Annotated in this window: 10 protein-coding genes, 5 tRNA genes and 1 other RNA gene; 1 reads left to right on the top strand and 15 read right to left on the bottom strand. The window is 32.1% G+C overall.

Translation table 11 applies throughout. The annotated features are described in order from the left end of the window. Positions 1-18: 18 nt before the first annotated feature. The 6 genes from ACUSJC_RS04960 to ACUSJC_RS04935 all read right to left on the bottom strand — a co-directional run bounded on the left by ACUSJC_RS04960 (position 19) and on the right by ACUSJC_RS04935 (position 13568). Positions 19-723, bottom strand: a complete 705-nt coding sequence (locus tag ACUSJC_RS04960) for a hypothetical protein (protein WP_449268445.1) — start codon at positions 721-723, stop codon at positions 19-21. After that, positions 716-5059 carry a hypothetical protein gene (locus ACUSJC_RS04955; protein ID WP_449268444.1) on the bottom strand — a complete coding sequence of 1448 codons (4344 nt, stop codon included), beginning with the start codon at positions 5057-5059 and terminating at the stop codon, positions 716-718. Before ACUSJC_RS04955 ends, ACUSJC_RS04960 begins: the two co-directional genes overlap by 8 nt. Before the next feature lie 110 nt (positions 5060-5169). Continuing rightward, the gene (locus ACUSJC_RS04950; RefSeq protein ID WP_449268443.1) at positions 5170-10935 is read right to left on the bottom strand and encodes a hypothetical protein; all 5766 of its coding nucleotides are present in this window, start codon (positions 10933-10935) and stop codon (positions 5170-5172) included. Then, positions 10932-11525: a hypothetical protein gene (locus tag ACUSJC_RS04945; protein WP_449268442.1), complete on the bottom strand. Its 594-nt coding sequence runs from the start codon at positions 11523-11525 to the stop codon at positions 10932-10934. The genes ACUSJC_RS04950 and ACUSJC_RS04945 overlap by 4 nt, the downstream gene beginning before the upstream one ends. A 7-nt stretch (positions 11526-11532) precedes the next feature. Then, complete coding sequence (locus ACUSJC_RS04940) at positions 11533-12036, bottom strand: OmpH family outer membrane protein (RefSeq protein ID WP_449268441.1); 504 nt, start codon at positions 12034-12036, stop codon at positions 11533-11535. A 329-nt stretch (positions 12037-12365) separates the two neighbouring features. Continuing rightward, complete coding sequence (locus ACUSJC_RS04935) at positions 12366-13568, bottom strand: NAD(P)-dependent oxidoreductase (RefSeq protein WP_449268440.1); 1203 nt, start codon at positions 13566-13568, stop codon at positions 12366-12368. 157 nt (positions 13569-13725) lie between these two features. Here ACUSJC_RS04935 and ssrA point away from each other — a divergent pair. Continuing rightward, positions 13726-14123, top strand: a transfer-messenger RNA (tmRNA) gene (gene ssrA, locus ACUSJC_RS04930). 200 nt (positions 14124-14323) lie between these two features. Here the strand turns inward: ssrA and ACUSJC_RS04925 are convergent. The 9 genes from ACUSJC_RS04925 to ACUSJC_RS04885 all read right to left on the bottom strand — a co-directional run bounded on the left by ACUSJC_RS04925 (position 14324) and on the right by ACUSJC_RS04885 (position 18068). Next, entirely contained in the window at positions 14324-14875 is a 552-nt protein-coding gene (locus tag ACUSJC_RS04925) for an exonuclease domain-containing protein (RefSeq protein ID WP_449268439.1), read from the bottom strand. Then, positions 14872-15126, bottom strand: coding sequence for a hypothetical protein (locus tag ACUSJC_RS04920; protein WP_449268438.1), 255 nt, complete (start codon positions 15124-15126; stop codon positions 14872-14874). Before ACUSJC_RS04920 ends, ACUSJC_RS04925 begins: the two co-directional genes overlap by 4 nt. Before the next feature lie 48 nt (positions 15127-15174). Further along, entirely contained in the window at positions 15175-16272 is a 1098-nt protein-coding gene (locus ACUSJC_RS04915) for a slipin family protein (RefSeq protein WP_449268437.1), read from the bottom strand. A 352-nt stretch (positions 16273-16624) separates the two neighbouring features. Further along, positions 16625-16714 (bottom strand) — tRNA-Leu (locus ACUSJC_RS04910). Positions 16715-17038: 324 nt separating this feature from the next. After that, positions 17039-17356 carry a hypothetical protein gene (locus ACUSJC_RS04905; RefSeq protein WP_449268436.1) on the bottom strand — a complete coding sequence of 106 codons (318 nt, stop codon included), beginning with the start codon at positions 17354-17356 and terminating at the stop codon, positions 17039-17041. A 213-nt stretch (positions 17357-17569) separates the two neighbouring features. Continuing rightward, positions 17570-17645: transfer RNA gene (locus ACUSJC_RS04900), tRNA-Leu, on the bottom strand. Positions 17646-17652: 7 nt separating this feature from the next. Next, a tRNA-Tyr gene (locus ACUSJC_RS04895) sits at positions 17653-17736 on the bottom strand. 5 nt (positions 17737-17741) lie between these two features. Further along, a tRNA-Pro gene (locus ACUSJC_RS04890) sits at positions 17742-17814 on the bottom strand. 180 nt (positions 17815-17994) lie between these two features. After that, positions 17995-18068 (bottom strand) — tRNA-Arg (locus tag ACUSJC_RS04885). Positions 18069-18516: the final 448 nt, after the last annotated feature.

The following is an 18516-nucleotide window of genomic DNA, read 5'->3' as shown; positions in this document are numbered from 1 at the left end:
CTGTCAAAAATTATATCTTTATTTTATCGTAATTTCTCTTTGATCATCTAAAATGTATCCTTTATATCGATCAGATACTGTTATTTTATCCTTACTTATGGTAAGATATTGACTAACATTAAAAAAACTATTTTCTATAGCGTTACGGTTATAATCAGAATAAAGAATTTCTAAAACCGGTAAATTAACATCCTGTTTCTTGTAGTCTCCTGAGAAATTGATTCCCGTGTTGTAATAAAACAATTGTTTTTTTATAAAATATTTCTTGTCTATCAAAACTACGATTTTGGAGTAAGGAAGACCTGAAAATGCTTTAGGCTCTAACGTAAGTTCCCACAAATCTTTTTTCTTATTAAAAGATTTAACGGAACAAAACTGGTACAAATCATTCATATTGATTTCTCCCGTACTAATTGGCTGAGAGAAAGATAGTGTCATCAATTTATCCGGATGAATGACTTTTAAGCAAAAATTATTATTCCATAATAACTCTGTTTGGTCTATTTTCTGGTAAATTTCATTTTTTTCATTTTTTTTGAAAAAACCATTATAGCTTTCGTATATTTTATCTTGTTCTTTACTCTTGTATAAGTTATACTTTACTTTATAACTCAATGGCATTTTTTTTGAATATTCTTTATTGACGTTATTCAAAACTTCCTGTACTGTTTGTGCTCCTAAAAAATGAGAGACAAAAATTAATACTAAAAAAAATCTACTCATCATTATCTTCTTTAATAACATTACCTGAACGTGTTTCCTGAATTGTTTTAACTCCTCGTGAAGTTTCTTTTTTTACTCTTATTAACCCTCCTTCTTTATCATATTCATAAAAAGTGGAATAATTGTTCTCATCCAATTCTGACATTAAACGAAATGTTTCCGGGTCATAAACAAAGGACTTCATACTTCCATTCTTAGGATGTATGCGTATATCGTCAAAATAAACGGGAACAATCTGACTTAGATTTACAAGTTCTACTTCTAGGTAAATAGCATTAGAAGGCACGGTAAACTTTGTAAAAATGCGTTGCCAACCGTCTATTATCTCTCCGGAAGTTTCACCTTTTACATAATATGGCCATGGTGAATATTGAGGATCTCCGGGGTCAATAGTATTTGCCGGATCACTAGGATGTAAAATTCTTTTTCCGGCATCATCTGAAAAATTGATATAGATCTTAGAATTGTCATAATTATACACTTGTGTCTTTTGTTCTTCTTTTACCCAAGTACTTACAACATATTCTCTGCCTTCATCTAATTTAAAATTGATACAATTATTACATGTTTCAAGTGGAATATAACCTCCACAACTTAAATCCACATCTGAACCTGTTAAACCATTAGAAAGGTAATTTACTTCATCTGTAAAAAAACCGAAATCATCCGTTCCATAATAATCTACCATTAAGGCTGGGCTTTCATTGTTATATTGGAAATAATATTTTTCTTCAACAGGAAATGAACCTTGATCTGTGTACTCCATTAAATACTTTAAAGATGTTCTCAAAAAAGAAGCTACTCTTCCTGTTGTTGATTGTCTAGATAATTCCGTATTATAATTAGGATCTTGATTAGTACTTAATACTTTTCCTTTAATAGGTGATTCATCTGTATCTACATAAAAACCATCTTCCACTCCTATAACGAAAAGATGAGGAGGAATAGTAGTATTTTCATTATCTGTACCTCCTCCATTATTATTGAATTTTCTAACTGTTTCTTTAAGTAGCCCGGCATCATTGGTCTGACATCCATCTGTTATTAATATAACCAAATCTACATCTCCTAAACTCAAGGCTTTTTCAAGACCTCCTCTCCAATAATCAGAACTAGGACTTACTCTTCCTCTTCTATAATCTTTAATCCAATCTAAGTACTGATTCTTATTTTGGCTTGTAATTTTTTCAGTACCTATAACGTTATTTCCAGAAGAAGAAATTCCGGAGTCTCTCGATGTAGGATCATCTGAATCGGATAATCCAATCAAAGAAATATGCATGTTCGCTCCTAACGTTTCATTATCTGAAGCCTGTTTTTCTATAAAACTACTCAACTGCGTTCTAATTCTAAAAGCTTCTCGATCATCTATTGAACCAGACTCATCTACTACAATAGCGACATGCGCTTTACATAGTAACTCATCCGGACAGAATTCTATGTGTTTAATTTTTCCTACTTTTAAAGTAAATTCTTCACTACTGTAATTAATAATTGTAATACCTTGTTCTGAATCAGAATAATTTGATAAATCAAACTGGAAATTATTACTATTGAGATTATAAAGATTTGTTCCTTCAATATATACATCTGCAGAATGACCTGATATGAATGAAAATGAAATTCCTATTAACCCGTTACTAGCATAAGTAGAAACAAAATTATAAATTCCCACAGGGTTAGGATCAGTGATATAAGGAGCTAAAGCAATTAGTTCTACAGGTGTAGATCCTTCAATTGCCGAATCTGTATCACCGTTTAATTTTCGTTGTATTAAATGTTCTAATAGATCCAGAAATAAGCCTCGAACTACTGGTGAATAAGGATTCGTTGTTGTACAAGGTATTAATTCATCCGGACAAAAATCTATATGCTTAACAAGTTGCTTTGCTTCTACATAGCCATTTTTATAAGTCATGTCTATGAAGTTTAAAGTATTTGGATCATCAAAATACATAGAAATATCAATATCGTCAAGCAAATAACCTAAATATCTTACACTAACATCATAATCCTCCACGGCATGATCAGTAAAAGAAAATCGAAAATCTTCCCTATAATCATTATTATCATATGAGATTGTAAAATGAGCATTATAAATACCTATATTAGAATCTGTTATATATGGAGCTAAATTACTAAGTTCCGGGTACGGGTAATACCCATTAGGAAGAGTATTTCCATTAGCTAATGCATCTGTTAAAAGACGATTAATTAAACTTATATAATATTGTTTTATAGTTTGGCTATAAGGATTATGCAGTGTACAAGGATCTTCATTGCAGAAATCAATATTTTTTACATTACTTCCCCTATTATAATAGAAATCATCACCTTGATACTGATTCAAAAAGAATGAACTGTCATTATACCCATGATAGTCAATAAGAGAAATAGAGCTTAATACTGAGTTATTGTCATAATAATATTCTACATCATCAGTTGTACTACTACTAAATGAAAAGGTCATTACACCTGAAGAATTAGTAAAATTGTTAATGGTTGGGTTAGATACCATTATAAAAGGCGTCAAATCAACTAACTCAGGACAAGTAAAACCATCAGGAACATTAGTTAATGTAGTTAAATAATTTAATAGTGAAACGAATTTAGATGCTATTATTCCAAAATTACCACGACCAAAATCGCATGCTGCACAATTTATAATATTAATTTCTTCAGAAGTATAATTATAAATACATCCTGTATCGATGTCGGTCAATTGAAGAGTTATTGTACTTGAAATTCCAACTGAAGATGTGGGGATAAAAGCAAAATCAACATCATTTGATGTAATTAAATTACCACTATCATTAAATGTCCATAAATATTCAAAATTTGTTCCTAATGTACTTGATGAAGAAAAACTCACAGATATTTTTTCATCTTTACAGTATAAATTAGTCCCTTTCAAAAATTTTATTGTTCCTTCTAAAGGCTCACAAGCAGCTACAACTAAATTAATTGATTCTCTTTGTAAAACTAAATTTTTATTATTATTTGAAGAAATTGTTATATCAGGATGAGTTGATAGACAATAATAACTCCCTGTATCTGAAGTAGAAACAGAACCTATGGTATATTGTCTTGAAGTCGCACCCGATATAGCAACGCCATTAGGGTAGGTTCCTTTATACCATTGGTATTCTTCTACAGAAGAATAATTTCCATCTTCATGCATGGTCATTGTATAAGAAGATCCAGATCCAATAGTATCATCTATTACAGCATCAGTTTTAGCTTGAGGATTATATGATAAAGTTGAAAAATAGTTTTGGTAATAGCTAAAATTATTTTCTAAATTTTTAAATTTAAATTTATTGTTTTCTATTATAAAAGAATGTGTTTGCCAACTAGAATTGATATTAAGCATAGGAATATCTCCTTCTAAATAATTCCGGCTTAAGTCCAATACGTATATATTGCCAGGATAATTAATTGGTATTACCCCTGTTATACTATTAGACCTTAAAGATAAGTATGTTAAGTTTACATTGTTTGAGAAATCAGGTATATCTCCAGAAATTTGGTTAAATCTAAAATCAACTGTATATAAATTATAAAAACTCTCTAAAACATCAATATTTGTAATATCATTCCAAGACATCGTAATTTGAGTCAAATCACTAAAATTATTAGGGTTAAAACAACTTGGAAGTACTCCTGAAAAATTATTCTCATCTAAATGCAAGGTTTCTAAAAGCGAATACATACTAACTATAGAACATAATTCATTCATATCATTGAGGTTACATCTCCTTAATGATAAAACTCTTATAGTACTAGCGATATTTATAAAATTAGAGGGAAAATTACCTCCGAAATCACAATCTTCAAGAAAAATACTTTCAATGTTTTGTAAAGTAGCTATACTCGAAAAATCTCCTCCTATAAAATATGGTACAGGACTATAACCTGCTCGATTAGGCTGTATCTGTAGAAATTTTAAACTACTTAAATTACTTAAATCCGGAAATATTCCTTGTACATTAACATTTATTAATGATATTTTTTCAATACCACAAGATTCATTTAGCGTGATTCCATACCACCCAGTCTGAGTAGCTGAATCCCAAGATGTTACCGGAGTATTAAAATCCCAATTTGTTGCCCAAGCTACTCCATTTAAATTATCATATATAGCTTGTAAAACTGCTTTTTCAGAGGCTGAGACATCGCTACATACTATGCTTTGAGTAGCAGTCTGTGTTGATACTTTTTTATTTATTTCATCCTGACTTCTTTTATACTCTTGATACAATGTCTTCTGATAAAAAGTATTCATCTCAGAAATCTCATTTTCTATTTCCTTTTCAGACAAGCCTCTTTCTCTCATTTTTTTTATCATTCTTTCATGAGAATTAACTTGCGCAAACAAACTATTCGTAAATAGTAAACAAATAAAACTTACTAAAATATTTATTTTAATGTTTTTCATTTCTCTCTTTATTTAATAGTTCGTTTTACTTTAAGTTGTTTTGCTGTATTTGAAGCTGTATTACAAGTCACAACTTTCTTCTTCAACAATGCTTTTCTACCTGTTTCATCTTCTGCAGGAGCTACACGAAGACTTCTTCTTCCGGTATGTGACTGATTGTTTGCAATTTTAATATTATGTGAGTCTAAACTTCCTTCAAAACTAAAATGAGAAAGAGAATCACAAGTTGAAAAATTATAATCTTCAAATCCGTCATATCCTAATTCGGAATATTTAGTATTAGAAGCTACAGCTAAAGGAAATCTATAATTATACCCATATAAAGCAGAAGAGTATCTATTCAATGCGTCTCTATTTTCTACTTCTTGACCATAAGGATTATATTGTGTAACTTCTGATGCAAATGTCCATTTGCTTAAATTACTCACCGTATTTTTGTTCCAGCCTCCTTCATCATCTCTTACATAATATGGATAGAAACTTTTATAAAATCCGGATATTCGCGGCGTAACATTTGTAGATTGGTGTCTTCCCGTTAGATAAGCATAAGATTTCTTAGCTCTCCAGTTCCCTAAAACATTATATACATAAGGATTATATGCATTTTTATATACCTCGTCAATATCAAATCTTACATCATCATATCTTATAAGTTTAAAATCAATAAGTAGTCCTCCTTCAGAATCAACAGCAATTTGCGGTAAATTACATTCGCACTGACCAGGCCAGAAATTAGAATACTCAATAGCAGAAGTATTAATTATTCTATAATCATTCCAATCTGTTGTTTCAAAAAGATTGGAATCTAAATAACTTTTTCCATCTTCTTGATTTACAAATAAGTTCAATAAAGGATTGTGCATAGAGGTTACTGAAGCCATACTGGCTGTTTGTAAATTTCTATAACCGGAACGAACTACTTTTACTGTTCCATTGGTTACTTTATATTGATCTACTCTAAGCCCGTCTTCATCTATCAAAAGTAGATCTCCATTAGCGTTCACTTCATAAACCCAAGCTTTGAAAGCTCTTGGAATATCACCATAAATTGGTGTGGTATACCCATTTGTCTTATTTTGTGTTATCCACAATTCATCTCCAGACATTAAATATTTACCAACATCAACAGAGTTATTTGTATTATCTACCAATTGATAATATCCTTCTTCATTTGCTGATGGTTTAATGACACCTTGCAATCCTAAATTATGAACAGCTTGCCCCATTGCTTTATAAGCATTAGCCCAATAAGCAGGATAATTAAAGCTATAATATTTGTCATTATATTCATTAATTGTTTCTGCCAGCAATACTTGTCCGGTCTCGGCATCCCAAGCCAAATTTTTAGTGGAAACTACTGAACCTGCATCATAAGCTATTGTTTCTCTTAAAATACCTGTTGAGTGTAATACTTTGGTTGTTACTGCTGTTTTAAGTATATTTTCATGTCTTGAATAACTCGGTAAAGGTATCGGAACTATTAAATAAATAAGAGCTAGTGGTAAACCTTCATTATTAAATCGCACACCTACTGTTTCTGAAATTGATTCATTTTTCCTAAAATCATTTATAACGTCATAATCCACACCTACTATAGCATTCGATACTTGACCATTTCTGTCTATTGTAGTAACTTCATTATTTAAAAGTCCTTCATTATTAACATTAGAAGTTTTATCATAATACTTATAATCTACTCCTGATATATGACTAGTCTGATTTTCAGCAAAAACCCTTTGACTTTTCATTTTTCCGTCCATATCGTTTGTATGAATAGAAAAACCTTGTGACATTGTTAGATGTTGTTTATCATTTATTTCTATTAAACTTGCCAAAGGTGATTTATCGTAATAAGAAGAAACCGGAGTATAATCAACAACCGTTGGATAATCCTTTGAAGTAAAAAATTCAGTTACCACACTACCTGTAGCATGTTTGTTTACTTTTAAAGTGGTTGCTCCTTGATTTATAGTCTTTTCTCTAGGCAGATTTCTAACTTCAACTCTACTATAAGTCACTTTGGGAGTAGGATAAAATGACTCTCCTAAAGGTTCTTCTACATAATTTTGCTCGTCTGGTCCTAATAATAACCCAGGATTATCTTTATCATAAAAAGGCTTCACTAAAGGATTTTCTTTACTCCCAATAGGCTCATACGTAGCCACTCCTGTTGATTTATTATCCTTATTTACATAAGAATATTGCTGTCCATAAAATTGTGCATAAACAGGATCCTCATCATTACCTGTCATAACATCCCATTGATCGTGAAGTTTAACTTCTTTAACTCTGCTACCGCCACCTTTCTTTTTACCATCAGGATTCATTAACCTGATCCAAGATTTATCTGCCACAAATTTGCTTGCTATTCTTTTGTCTTCTAATCTACCGTTAGGGCTTTGAAAAATTTGAAGTACTGAAGGTAGTGCTCCTATCAAATTAAAAACTATGCTTTTCAAATCATCAGTATCTTCCTCATTCGTTATACCATAGACTAGATTATTAAGATAAGATCTACCAAAATTCCAACCTGCTTTAGAAATAGGATTTACTTGTTTATTACTGTTAACTCCATCCCCTTTATCTACTTTCTTTATCTTAATAGCTGCTATAGTAGTCCCTTCTTGTGAATTAGGGTATAATGTAAATTGATTATCTAACTGAAGATAGCCCGTAACATAATCATATTTATCTGCATCACCTCCAAAAAGCAAATTAGGGTCTGCCATATTCAATAAAAACCTAAAATATACAGGATCACTAGTTAAACTTCTAATATATTTTTGTTTGAATAGCTCTTTATTACTGTCTGAGATCTCTTCATTTATTTTTATATACAAATAGTCTTGTACGCTCAAACTATATAAATTATTACTATATGTATTTCCTCCTGTTCCGGCTCCAAGTACTTTAAACATTTGCATGGCTTCTTTATCCTGAACATAGGCATAATCATCTGATTCATAATTAATTTCTATGATTCCTCCTGAAGGCAATTTTACACTATTTAAAATCCAGGCACTTGTGTAATCATCTATTGAAGAATCATTCTGATCTACATAAGGGAATTCTGAATTAGACATATCTTTTGATGAATCAAAAGGTTTACAACTTACATTAGCTGAGACCGGCTTATAATTTCCCCATATATCATAAGCTTTCATGTTATAAGAGTAATTATTCTGATAATTAAAAACATAAGGTGTATATTTTCCCATATTAGAATCTCTATACGTAAAATACACCTTTTTTAAAGTTAATTTTCCTCCTTGATTATCTAATTCATTGCCTTCCGCATTTTCTCTATTATTATTATTATTATTAATTCCTTGACATAATTCATAATCATAAACAAAGTGTGCTACTTTTATAGGTTTAGCTTCTTCTCCATAACTATCATATTCTGGTTTAGAATACAAATAGATCTTATCTAATTTAAAAGATGGTGAATCTGTATTTAATCCTCCGTTTTCTCCTTTTACTCCGAAACCATCTTTTCTCTTGGACAATTCAAAAATTGCAATATGCGTTTTTGTTTCAATTCTCTTTATATAAGACTGCTCTCTCTCTCCATAAAGATAATTTCCTTTGTCATCTTTCTGACTTGACTTTAATCCTTCATCATAATTCGCTTGTCGTTCTTCGAAAGGAACACGCCACTTATAAATTTCACCATTACTACTTTCTTGATCTTCTGATTCCGGATATTCATACACAAATTTTGTGTAGGAACCTAAATCACCGTCAGAAGGTCCTTTTTTATCATCTATATCCTGATAATCAGAAGATAATATTTCCGTTAACAGAAAAGTATGAGCATAAGGAGGAGTCGTTACCCTATTAAAATATTGGTCTCCGCTTCTACTATTATTAATAGAATTATCATCTCCGTTATAATTCACCAAACCACTAGCGCAATCTGTACTTCTACCGCTAACATCAAAAGTCACTTCCTTCTTTATTGTATTGTATAGTGCCTTTCCAAAAACATATTGATCACCTCCTTCTTTCAATATTCGAATCTCTGCCGTATGATGATTTTTAGCATATTTACTAAACTGTCTGGTATAACCAAATTTCTTTGCTTCAGATAATGTTAAAACTTGAATAGCCTGATTTCTGGCAACTCTATTTTCTCTCGCTACTTTATTTGTAGCGTCTATTTCCGTTATACTACCATCTCCGCTTGTTTTAAAATACTTAGGATTAGTATTTCTTCCAAATTTTGAACCCGTAATTGGGAATTTAATCGCTCTATATTCTCCAAGTTTATTCTTAAATAAATCCCAGTCTGTATCTACATGGTCACCCCCTACATTTTTGAAATAAATCTCTTCATAGTCAAAAGAGGTATCTGTCTTCTTTTTAAAACGACTTAAAGCTTGATTACCGCTACTCCATAATGAAGTATTACTATTCGCTGATGTTACAGTTAAATTGAATCCCCACTCCTGACTTCCACCTGGACCAAACTCAAGTCCTAAACTTCCTCCATTACTTTTATCTTCTATATAGTTATCAAATACATAACCTACCTGACTTCTATAAGGACGAAACATACCTGAAACTCCCTGCCCTTGTACACTATATATATCAAAAGTATAATTAGTCATTGGCAACACAGATGTATTTCTGTTAACCGTTCTATCCTTCTCTCTATTAAAATCCAAAATATCTCTTACACTTGCTTTGTATGTAGATTGATAACCATAAGCTTTTTCTTGTTTTATCTTTTCTGAATCATCAATTCCCTGTTTAGTTCTAAAACCCGAAAACTTTAATCCCGGTTCTAATCCCCATATACTGACATCAATATCCATATTAAACATATAATTTGATGACTGCATGCCTACACGCTTCGTTGGAGTATAAGACACATCCGGATTATAAGAAAGAGTCGCTCCCATCCCAATAACATTATGCCCCTCTCTCCTTTTAGAATCTTGCTTAAATATTTTTCCTGTTATTTTTTTAACACTAGGCGAAAAAGTCATTGATTCTACTCCCTTTCTACTATTATAAGAAACCCCTAGAGAACCTCCTAAGTTGTAATCGCTCAATTTTTTATTTCCTAATTTATGACTATATGATAATGATGGAGAAGCAGAGACTCCGTCTTGAACAGAAGACTCCATTTGCATTCCTACATCTAAAGAATTAGCCATCTCAAAACTAAGCCCTCCCGAAACAGAAAAATTAATTCCATCATAATTATTATACCTTACACCTAAACCCGCTTGAAGTTTTATGATATCTCCATTTGATAAACTTCCACTGCCTTCACTACTTCCACTACTTTCTCCACTTCCGCTACTTCCACCACTTTCTCCACTCTCTCCAATTCCAAAAGCAGCTATATTAGTTCCAAAATTAGCTCCAACGGTAATATTATCTTTCATGTTATTTTCATACCCCATCAAATCACCATCAAAATCATCGGGTAAACCTCTCACTTGTCTATTGATTTGTCCTATATTAAGGTTCCATCCTAATCCTACCCACGAAGCTTCCTGATCCATCGTTACTCCAGAATCATAAGCTAAGTTAATCGGGTATCCTCCTACATCCATTATAGGGATATTATAATTAAAGTCGCCACTGGCTAGATCAACCATATCTGATGTCCCTATTGGAGTAAAAGCGCTAAACTCGGGCTGAGAAGGACCACTAGTCAATGCATACATCTGTATGGGTTGGGTAACTTGTAAAAACATCATAATAGCCAAATAATAAGCTACTAGTTTAGAAAACTTACTGGTTCTAATCTGCTTCATAATGGTATTTCTGTATAAGTATCTTTAAATTGAAATTTTATTATCCCTTTTCCAAATAATTTATCTTTATAGATTAACTGTATTTCTTCTTCAGGTTCAATTCCTGAAAAAAACAATATCAGTTTTTGAAAAGGTGCTATTTTGAAATTGCGCTCGTATTGAGCTCCTGAACAAAGAATAGTATCATTTTTAGAAGTAACGGCATAAAAATCTTTATCTATAGAGAATGCTAAATATTTTATACCATCTTCATAATTAAGTGTGGTAAATTTTTCTTTTAGTAAATCTTCTTCATCTTCTTGAGTAAACGTAAATTCAATAATTCGTTCTTTCTTATTTTCTTGATAGATAGAATCTATCAAAAACAAGTCCTGATTCCCTTTATCTTTTAATAAATAGTATTGCACAGGAACTTCTACTGCTGAAAAGTTAATTCCTCCTATAAATTCTGTATGAATTTTTGATTTCCAACCGACATTCTCTAAACGATATAATTGTTGCCGGATTAAACTATCATTTTCTACTTTCTCTGATTTCTCTTCTTTTTTGCAAGAAATAAAAAAAGAGAATAAAATCAGACTGTTAATCAATATTCTATTAAAGCCCACTATATTTCTTATTTACAAATTCTAATAACTCTTTAGTAACATCAATTTTATCATCTGCAAAGATTACACTTCCTTCATATCCTTTTTCTGAGTCCAGAATTATTTCATAACCTTTTTCTTCTGCAAATTTTTTTGTATACTCCCTTAAGCGTTCCCAAATTCTATCTGATTCTTGCAATGCAAAACTTCTGTTAAATTCGTCAAATTCTTCTCGTTGAGCTATAAATTCTTTCATTAGAATTTCTTTAGTAGAAGTATCGATATCTCCTTGTAACTTTACATACAGACTATCTAATATTTTCTTTTTATTAGAATACTCAAGTTCGCCTGCTTTTTTAGACTCTTTTGTCATTTGAAAATCATCAAAAAGTTCTTGTTTGTAAACAAAAGCAACTTTATTGGCACTTTTATATTGCTTAAATAGAAGAAAAGCAAATAAAAATAACATTAATAATAAATTAACAAATACTAAGTTTTTTTTAAGAAAATTCATTTTTAAATTATGTATTTTGTGTCCAAATATAAGCAATAACATCATAAAAAAAATTAAAAATATTTTATTTCATCAGACAAAACACATTAATAATACAACTCTAAAAAAAACTATAATATTTTATCTTATATTTATAAATCAAACTCTTATTTTACTATTTTATCAGAAATATCCTGATAGATTAATTTAATATTGTCATTTTATAAACTCTAAAAAGCTTCTTAAAAAGAAAAATGAATAAAAAAAAGATGGAGTTTAATTTATAAACCCCATCTCTTTTAAATACTAAAACAATGACTTATTCTTTAGATTTATTTGTTTTTTACACCTTATACACCATCAACATAATCTTGTAAATACTTAAAGCGAGGCGTTAATTGACCATTTTCTGTAACTTTAGCACGCTCCAAAATTCCATTGACATCTTCATCGAAAAAAGCAGGAATAACACGTTCTAAAAACACTTCTCCAAAACCTTCACTAGCATCTTTAGGCAATTCACACGGCAAATTATCTACTGCCATTACCGTTATAGCTGCCGGATGATTAAACGCCACTTCTTTCTCTTCGTTAGGATGATAACCATACACTGGCTCAGCTATAGTACTGGCTCTGAGAGTGCATGCTACAGGACCGTCAACATCACAAGAAATATCAGCTACGACTTTTAAATTGCATTTAGGCGATCGCAACATTTCTTTTGATAAAATAATTGGCGAATTATTCCCGTAAAAATGTCCCGCTATAAAAATATCAGAAACCTCAGCAAAACGCTCAAAATCGGAAACATAGTCTTCCGGGTGCGCTATAAAATCCTCTCGTTCTAATACTTGACCATCTTTTCGCTTGTTATAATCCAATACATCGATGAAAGTATATACCGGCTGATCGTATCTTTTATTCAAAAAATCATTCACCGAAACTTCTTTGATTTTCATACCATCGAGCATTTCTTTGGCACCAAAAGCTACTTTCCCTCTACCTGTCAAAACAATTTTAATATTAGGTAATCTGTTTTTGCGTAAACGTTGTAGCAAAGCAGCTTGATCTGGCAGAGTTTCTGCCTTGGGAATATCAAATAATTCATATTTCATTCCAAAGGCTCGTAAACCATTGTAAGTCCCTACAATACCTGCATAGCGTCCAAAACCTATCAATCGCGCATTATTTTTGTCTACTATTGTTTCATGATCATAAAGTGTAATGTTCTTATCCAATATAGCTTTAAGCAATTTTCGATTATAGGGTTGTTTTTTTATGGTATGGGAAAAGAAAAAATATTTTTTCCCGGCAATCAGTTCCTCTATGGGAACTTCCTTTACACCAATCAAAACATCACAATCAGACAAGTCGTCAGTAACAGTAATTCCTTTTTCTTGGTATTCATTATCGGTAAAAACACGAATTGGTGAAGATTCCACTACTAATTCTACCTGAGGAAAAAGGTTCTTAAATTGTACCAATCGATCAGGTGAAAAAACGACACGTCTATCGGGCGGTGACTTTCGTTCTCTTATAATTCCAAATTTCATAATGTTATAGTTTGCTTGTTATTGTTTGGTTATGTTACAAATATAACATTCCACATTATCTTTTCCAATATTTTTTATTTTGATAAAATAGTTTTATTTTTGGCTCAAATTTTGTTACTCTGTTAACTAATCTTTTTTAACAGCCTATCATTAAAAGGGGGTCGACTGGTTTTGACAGCGGGTGGAATTGATTAGTAAGCATGCCGAGCCAAGTATGGTAGGCTCGTAAATATCTGTTATACGAACATTAAACGGCGAAAATAATTACGCTTTAGCTGCTTAATCTGAATTATAGTAAGATTTGCCTAGTTCCGCCGAGGGCGGAAAGCTAGATTCTCCTCAAAAGCCTTGGTTTATGGCGTTTGGCTCAGGGGAACCGTAAAAGTAAACCTAGAAGTGGTAAAGCTTTAAATCCACTTTGACACTTGTAAAGCTAAGCTAAAAGTGACCGTTTTCAGTCTAGCTTTTAGTCGAAAATCCAAGTGAAAACTAAGCATGTAGAAAGCTCTTTGATTGCTCGTTTGGACGAGAGTTCGATTCTCTCCGACTCCACAGAAACAAAATCAATTCAAATTAAAATCCTGTAAATCGTATGATTTACAGGATTTTAATTTTTAAATTATCCGTTAAATATCCAATCATTAGTGATAAAATCGGTTACCCACAAAAAAAGTGAAATTAAGGTAGTCAAATTTTATATAAAAGCTAGTGATGGTAAAAACAATATACAATTTATTACTCCTTTGATGTCTTATCTAATTGTCATTCAAAAAACACCAATGCAATATTTTAGCAATGTTTTTTACATCATCTACTCCTCTATGGTGAGTACCTTCTAAAGGAATATCTAAAATTTCTAAGGCTCCGTTCATTCCTACTTTATGAGATAATCCCTTTGTTTCAGCAAAAAACTCCTTAACATTAATATGCTGATTACTCAAAGGATACGCTACTTTTCGTGCTTTACACTGACGCTTCAGCATGTTTAAATCGTATTGTCCATAGCTGGCCCACATAAACTGATCGGACTGATAATCTTCTTTTAAAATAGCTATTGCTTCTTCAAAAGAAACTCCTTCGGTATCTAAAAGTTCTTGAGTAATTGTTGTCAATTCAGTACAAAAAGAACTGACTTTAGATTGTGTAGGCTTCACTAAAATTCCTTTATTTTTAGTAATTTCACCGGTGTGTTTGTTTAATTCGCATATCCCAATTTCGATAATCTCATGCTTCTCCCCTTCTGGGATTTCGCCTTTCCAACACGTGGCTTCCAAATCAATAATTAAAATAGTATCTGTTGTTTTCATTTTTCTCTTTTTTTAGGTCTTTTAATCGGAAACTTTCTGCTGATATAATCAAAAGTTTCTTTCTTTAATGGCGCATCAGCACTACTTTTATAAATTTCCTTCCGAACCGGATTCTTGTCTAGAGAATGTTCTTTTTCATTTTGAGTTACCATAGTGATGACCAAAGTCAAAAAGCTATACAACAAGCCAAGCTTAGGTATCACTTCTCTAAAATCAAATTTACTATCTGTATAGGTGTATTTTTTATTCATTTTCTTTAGTTTTTAATAAAAACCCCGAAAATGAATTCGAGGTTTTCTTTATTTTACAAAAATTTCTTTTAACTGTCCAATGACGTTTCCACTTCCGGAAATGGTAATTTCTCCAATGCGATCTGCAATCTTTTCTACATATTCCATTTCTTTCAATTTCCACAACATTTCGTTTTCTTCCATCAACTTAGCGGTGTTCAACATGCTACGCATAGCAGCAGTTTCTTCACGACGCATAATGCTATTGGCTTGTGCTTTTTTCTCGGCTACCAAAACTTGGTTCATGATTTCTTTCATATCGCCTGGCAAAATCACATCGCGAATACCGGCTTCAGTAATTTCAACACCTAAAGCCGCAGCTTTTAAACGTGTATCTTCTAAAATAATCTCGGCAATGCTTTCTTTTTTGCTCAACAATTCATCCAATGTGAATCCGCCAACAAATGCACGCAAAGCCAACTGCATCAAGACATACAATTGCTTCTCATAGTCTTTGTTATCTACAATCGCTTTAATAATGTTGGTAACCTTATAATTCACAAAGAAATTGATACGCAAAGCCGCTTTGTCCCTAGTCAATAATTCTTGACCTGAAACTTCCATTTGTTTTTGACGCATATCAACGTTGATCACATCAATTGGAATCGCATTATTCCAGAAATAATAAGTTCCCGCAGTCAATTCTTTAATGAATTTACCATTTACGAATAACAAGCCTTTTTCGTAGTTTGTAACTTGAAATTTACGCGTGTACATTCGTAATTTGATGTTTTCCAACAAACCTTTTGAAATGTCTTCCGTAATTTCCACTTTGGTTAAATCTACTTTCACGAATTCATTTTTCAAATAGCCTTTCCAAAACGCATAGCGTCCGGTTTGTAACACTTCTTTAAACATTCCGTTAGTGAAGTACAAAGCAATTTCGTTATCACCTACTTCTACTACTTCTAACATTGAAGCTAATTCTTCATTCTTTAACAAAATGTTCAACTCAATTGGTGCCACAAAAGATTGTTTCATTTCAAAGATTTTCACTTCTTTCTTCCCCCAAATCCAGTATTTTCCTTCTGTCAATACTTTTACCAACTTACCTCGTTCTAATACCAAACCTACTTGGTAAGCATTAATAGTAATTAATGTAATCATGTCTTTATATTTTTAAATTTTAATATTTCTTTTAAAAGAAAACTTTCGGTTTTTATCCTTGGTCCAAAACGGAAAAAGGTTAGTTAACAGAAGCATTCCAATGGTTAGTTGTTTTGTTTTATTAGTTCATATAAAACCAATAATCACACAGCAAAGCAAAAGAACGGTTTTGAGAACGAAGCCTTGTTCAGGTTTCTTCGTAAGTGTTTCGCTATTCCTAAAAATATTGAAACTGACAAAAACCAAAATGTTTTCAATTTTGTGCACTTTTTAAAGAGTTATGCTTCTCTCTTGTCAAAACAGATTTTGAGTCTGCTTTTGGCACTCTAACCAACTGAGCTAATACCCTCTTTTGGGTATATCGGAATCGAACCGATGACATCCAAATTAATAGTTACAAGAGCCTTAATCTTGCGCGTTTGACCACTCCGCCATACAACCAACTGGGTTGCAACAGGATTCGAACCTGCGAAACTAATGGTAGATCGTTTTTTGGAAAACAACCTCAAACCTCCAAGCCAAGTTGCATAATACTACTTCATACGTTTTTACGTAAAGAGTATCACATTAGTGCCATACAGAAACACCCAACAGGACTTGCTTGATATTTTTATCCTCTAACCGTTCTTGTCATTTCGAGCATTTGATATTAAGAGGAGAAACGAAAGTTTCGGTCTTATACGAAAAATCTTTTCAATGAACTTGTCTTAAAGACATACAAATATTCAAAACATACTGCGCAATTATTTTGCGTAGATAAAAATACTTATAATCCCATGCGTTTTTGATGTTCTTTATCGCGTACATCTATGGCTCCGAATGGACTTCCTTTGAAATACCCAATATTTACAAATCCGTTTTCTTCTGTAATTAGAGATTCTTTTTTAGTCACAGCTCCGGTATATTTAGAACCATAGTGTCCTGTAATTTTTTTCGTCGCCGGATCCACATCACCCCATTCGGGTGTTTTTCCATTATATATGGGTTCAACAAAATAGATGATTCCAGTTATTCTCGACTTCATCAAAAATCTACCCGTTTCATCTGTGTTGGTCAAAAATCGTTTTAAAATGTCTTGTCTCATCTTCTTTTGATTTAAATTAAACTTCATTTAGTGGAACAGATTCGAATCGAACGAATACCTTTAGTTTTAGCTCAATGTTTTTATTTTATTTTTTTGTCTAGCTGAATGAATAAATTCATTTCAGACTAACGTGCAACACCAAGTACACCACTGTTCCATATTATACAGGAAGAGAGATTGTTCACCTTTTTTTAATTCCATCTCAAAAGGTATTCACGAATGCAAAGCATTTCGAACTCTCAAAATTCAGATTCTAAGTCTGACGCGTTTACCCATTTCGCCATTCCTGCTAATAGTGGAAGTAGTAGGATTCGAACCTACTCAGTCAAAAGACAACGGTGTTACAGACCGCTTCAGCTCTCCTACTCTGACGTACTTCCAATTGTCTGGGAAACAGGACTCGAACCTGCAACCTCCTGCATCCAAAGCAGACAAACAACCAATCGTTATCTTCCCAGTTATTTAGGGTGTTTTCGGTAATAGAACCCTGCTCTTTGAATTCACAGTTCAATGCTTTACCAAATAAGCTGAAAACACCTTTTGCGGCTTATACGAGGATCGAACTCGTTTCTCCCGAGAGACAGTCGGGAAGGTTAGCCAGTAACCCCAATAAGCCAGTCCCTTTCTAAAGACTCGTGTGATTCTGTTAGGATTTGAACCTAAAATCTTTCGCTTCGTAGGCGAATGCTCTATCCGGCTGAGCTACAGAATCTAAATTTTGTGCATAAAAAAAGCACCTCTTTTTAAGGTGCTCCATATTTATACAATAGTACATACATACTATTCCCTAAATGGAGGCACCAATTGATAATCACTATAAAAACTCGGACAATTACATCCTAATGAAGCTATTGCTTTCATTTCTACTAGTGTTATATGTTGATTAAAATCTCGTTTCATTATATTTTCTCTTATAGAATATTTTTATTTCTGTCAACTGACCACTGTCAACTGATTTCTGGTGCAAAGATAAAGTCAAAAAAAACTAACTTCCAAATATTTTTTAAATATATTTTATTGATTTCCAATAAGTTAACCTTCAAATTAAGCAATAGAATTCTTGTCCGTTTTTCAACAGATACTTTGAATTTTACAAATGACTGTCTCTCATCTGGTTACTCATTTTCAATTATTTCAGCTGCGATTTACTATGCATCCAA

The sequence above is a fragment of the Flavobacterium sp. U410 genome, assembly GCF_053570605.1.
This window is presented reverse-complemented; position numbering and strand designations above follow the sequence as displayed.

Excerpts from the sequence above, each read along its gene's own strand:
- ACUSJC_RS04960 (WP_449268445.1), bottom strand. The coding sequence starts at position 723 with ATGAGTAGATTTTTTTTAGTATTAATTTTTGTCTCTCATTTTTTAGGA.
- ACUSJC_RS04955 (WP_449268444.1), bottom strand. The coding sequence starts at position 5,059 with ATGAGAGAAAGAGGCTTGTCTGAAAAGGAAATAGAAAATGAGATTTCT.
- ACUSJC_RS04950 (WP_449268443.1), bottom strand. The coding sequence starts at position 10,935 with ATGAAGCAGATTAGAACCAGTAAGTTTTCTAAACTAGTAGCTTATTAT.
- ACUSJC_RS04940 (WP_449268441.1), bottom strand. The coding sequence starts at position 12,036 with ATGAATTTTCTTAAAAAAAACTTAGTATTTGTTAATTTATTATTAATG.
- ACUSJC_RS04935 (WP_449268440.1), bottom strand. The coding sequence starts at position 13,568 with ATGAAATTTGGAATTATAAGAGAACGAAAGTCACCGCCCGATAGACGT.
- ACUSJC_RS04925 (WP_449268439.1), bottom strand. The coding sequence starts at position 14,875 with ATGAAAACAACAGATACTATTTTAATTATTGATTTGGAAGCCACGTGT.
- ACUSJC_RS04920 (WP_449268438.1), bottom strand. The coding sequence starts at position 15,126 with ATGAATAAAAAATACACCTATACAGATAGTAAATTTGATTTTAGAGAA.
- ACUSJC_RS04915 (WP_449268437.1), bottom strand. The coding sequence starts at position 16,272 with ATGATTACATTAATTACTATTAATGCTTACCAAGTAGGTTTGGTATTA.
- ACUSJC_RS04905 (WP_449268436.1), bottom strand. The coding sequence starts at position 17,356 with ATGAGACAAGACATTTTAAAACGATTTTTGACCAACACAGATGAAACG.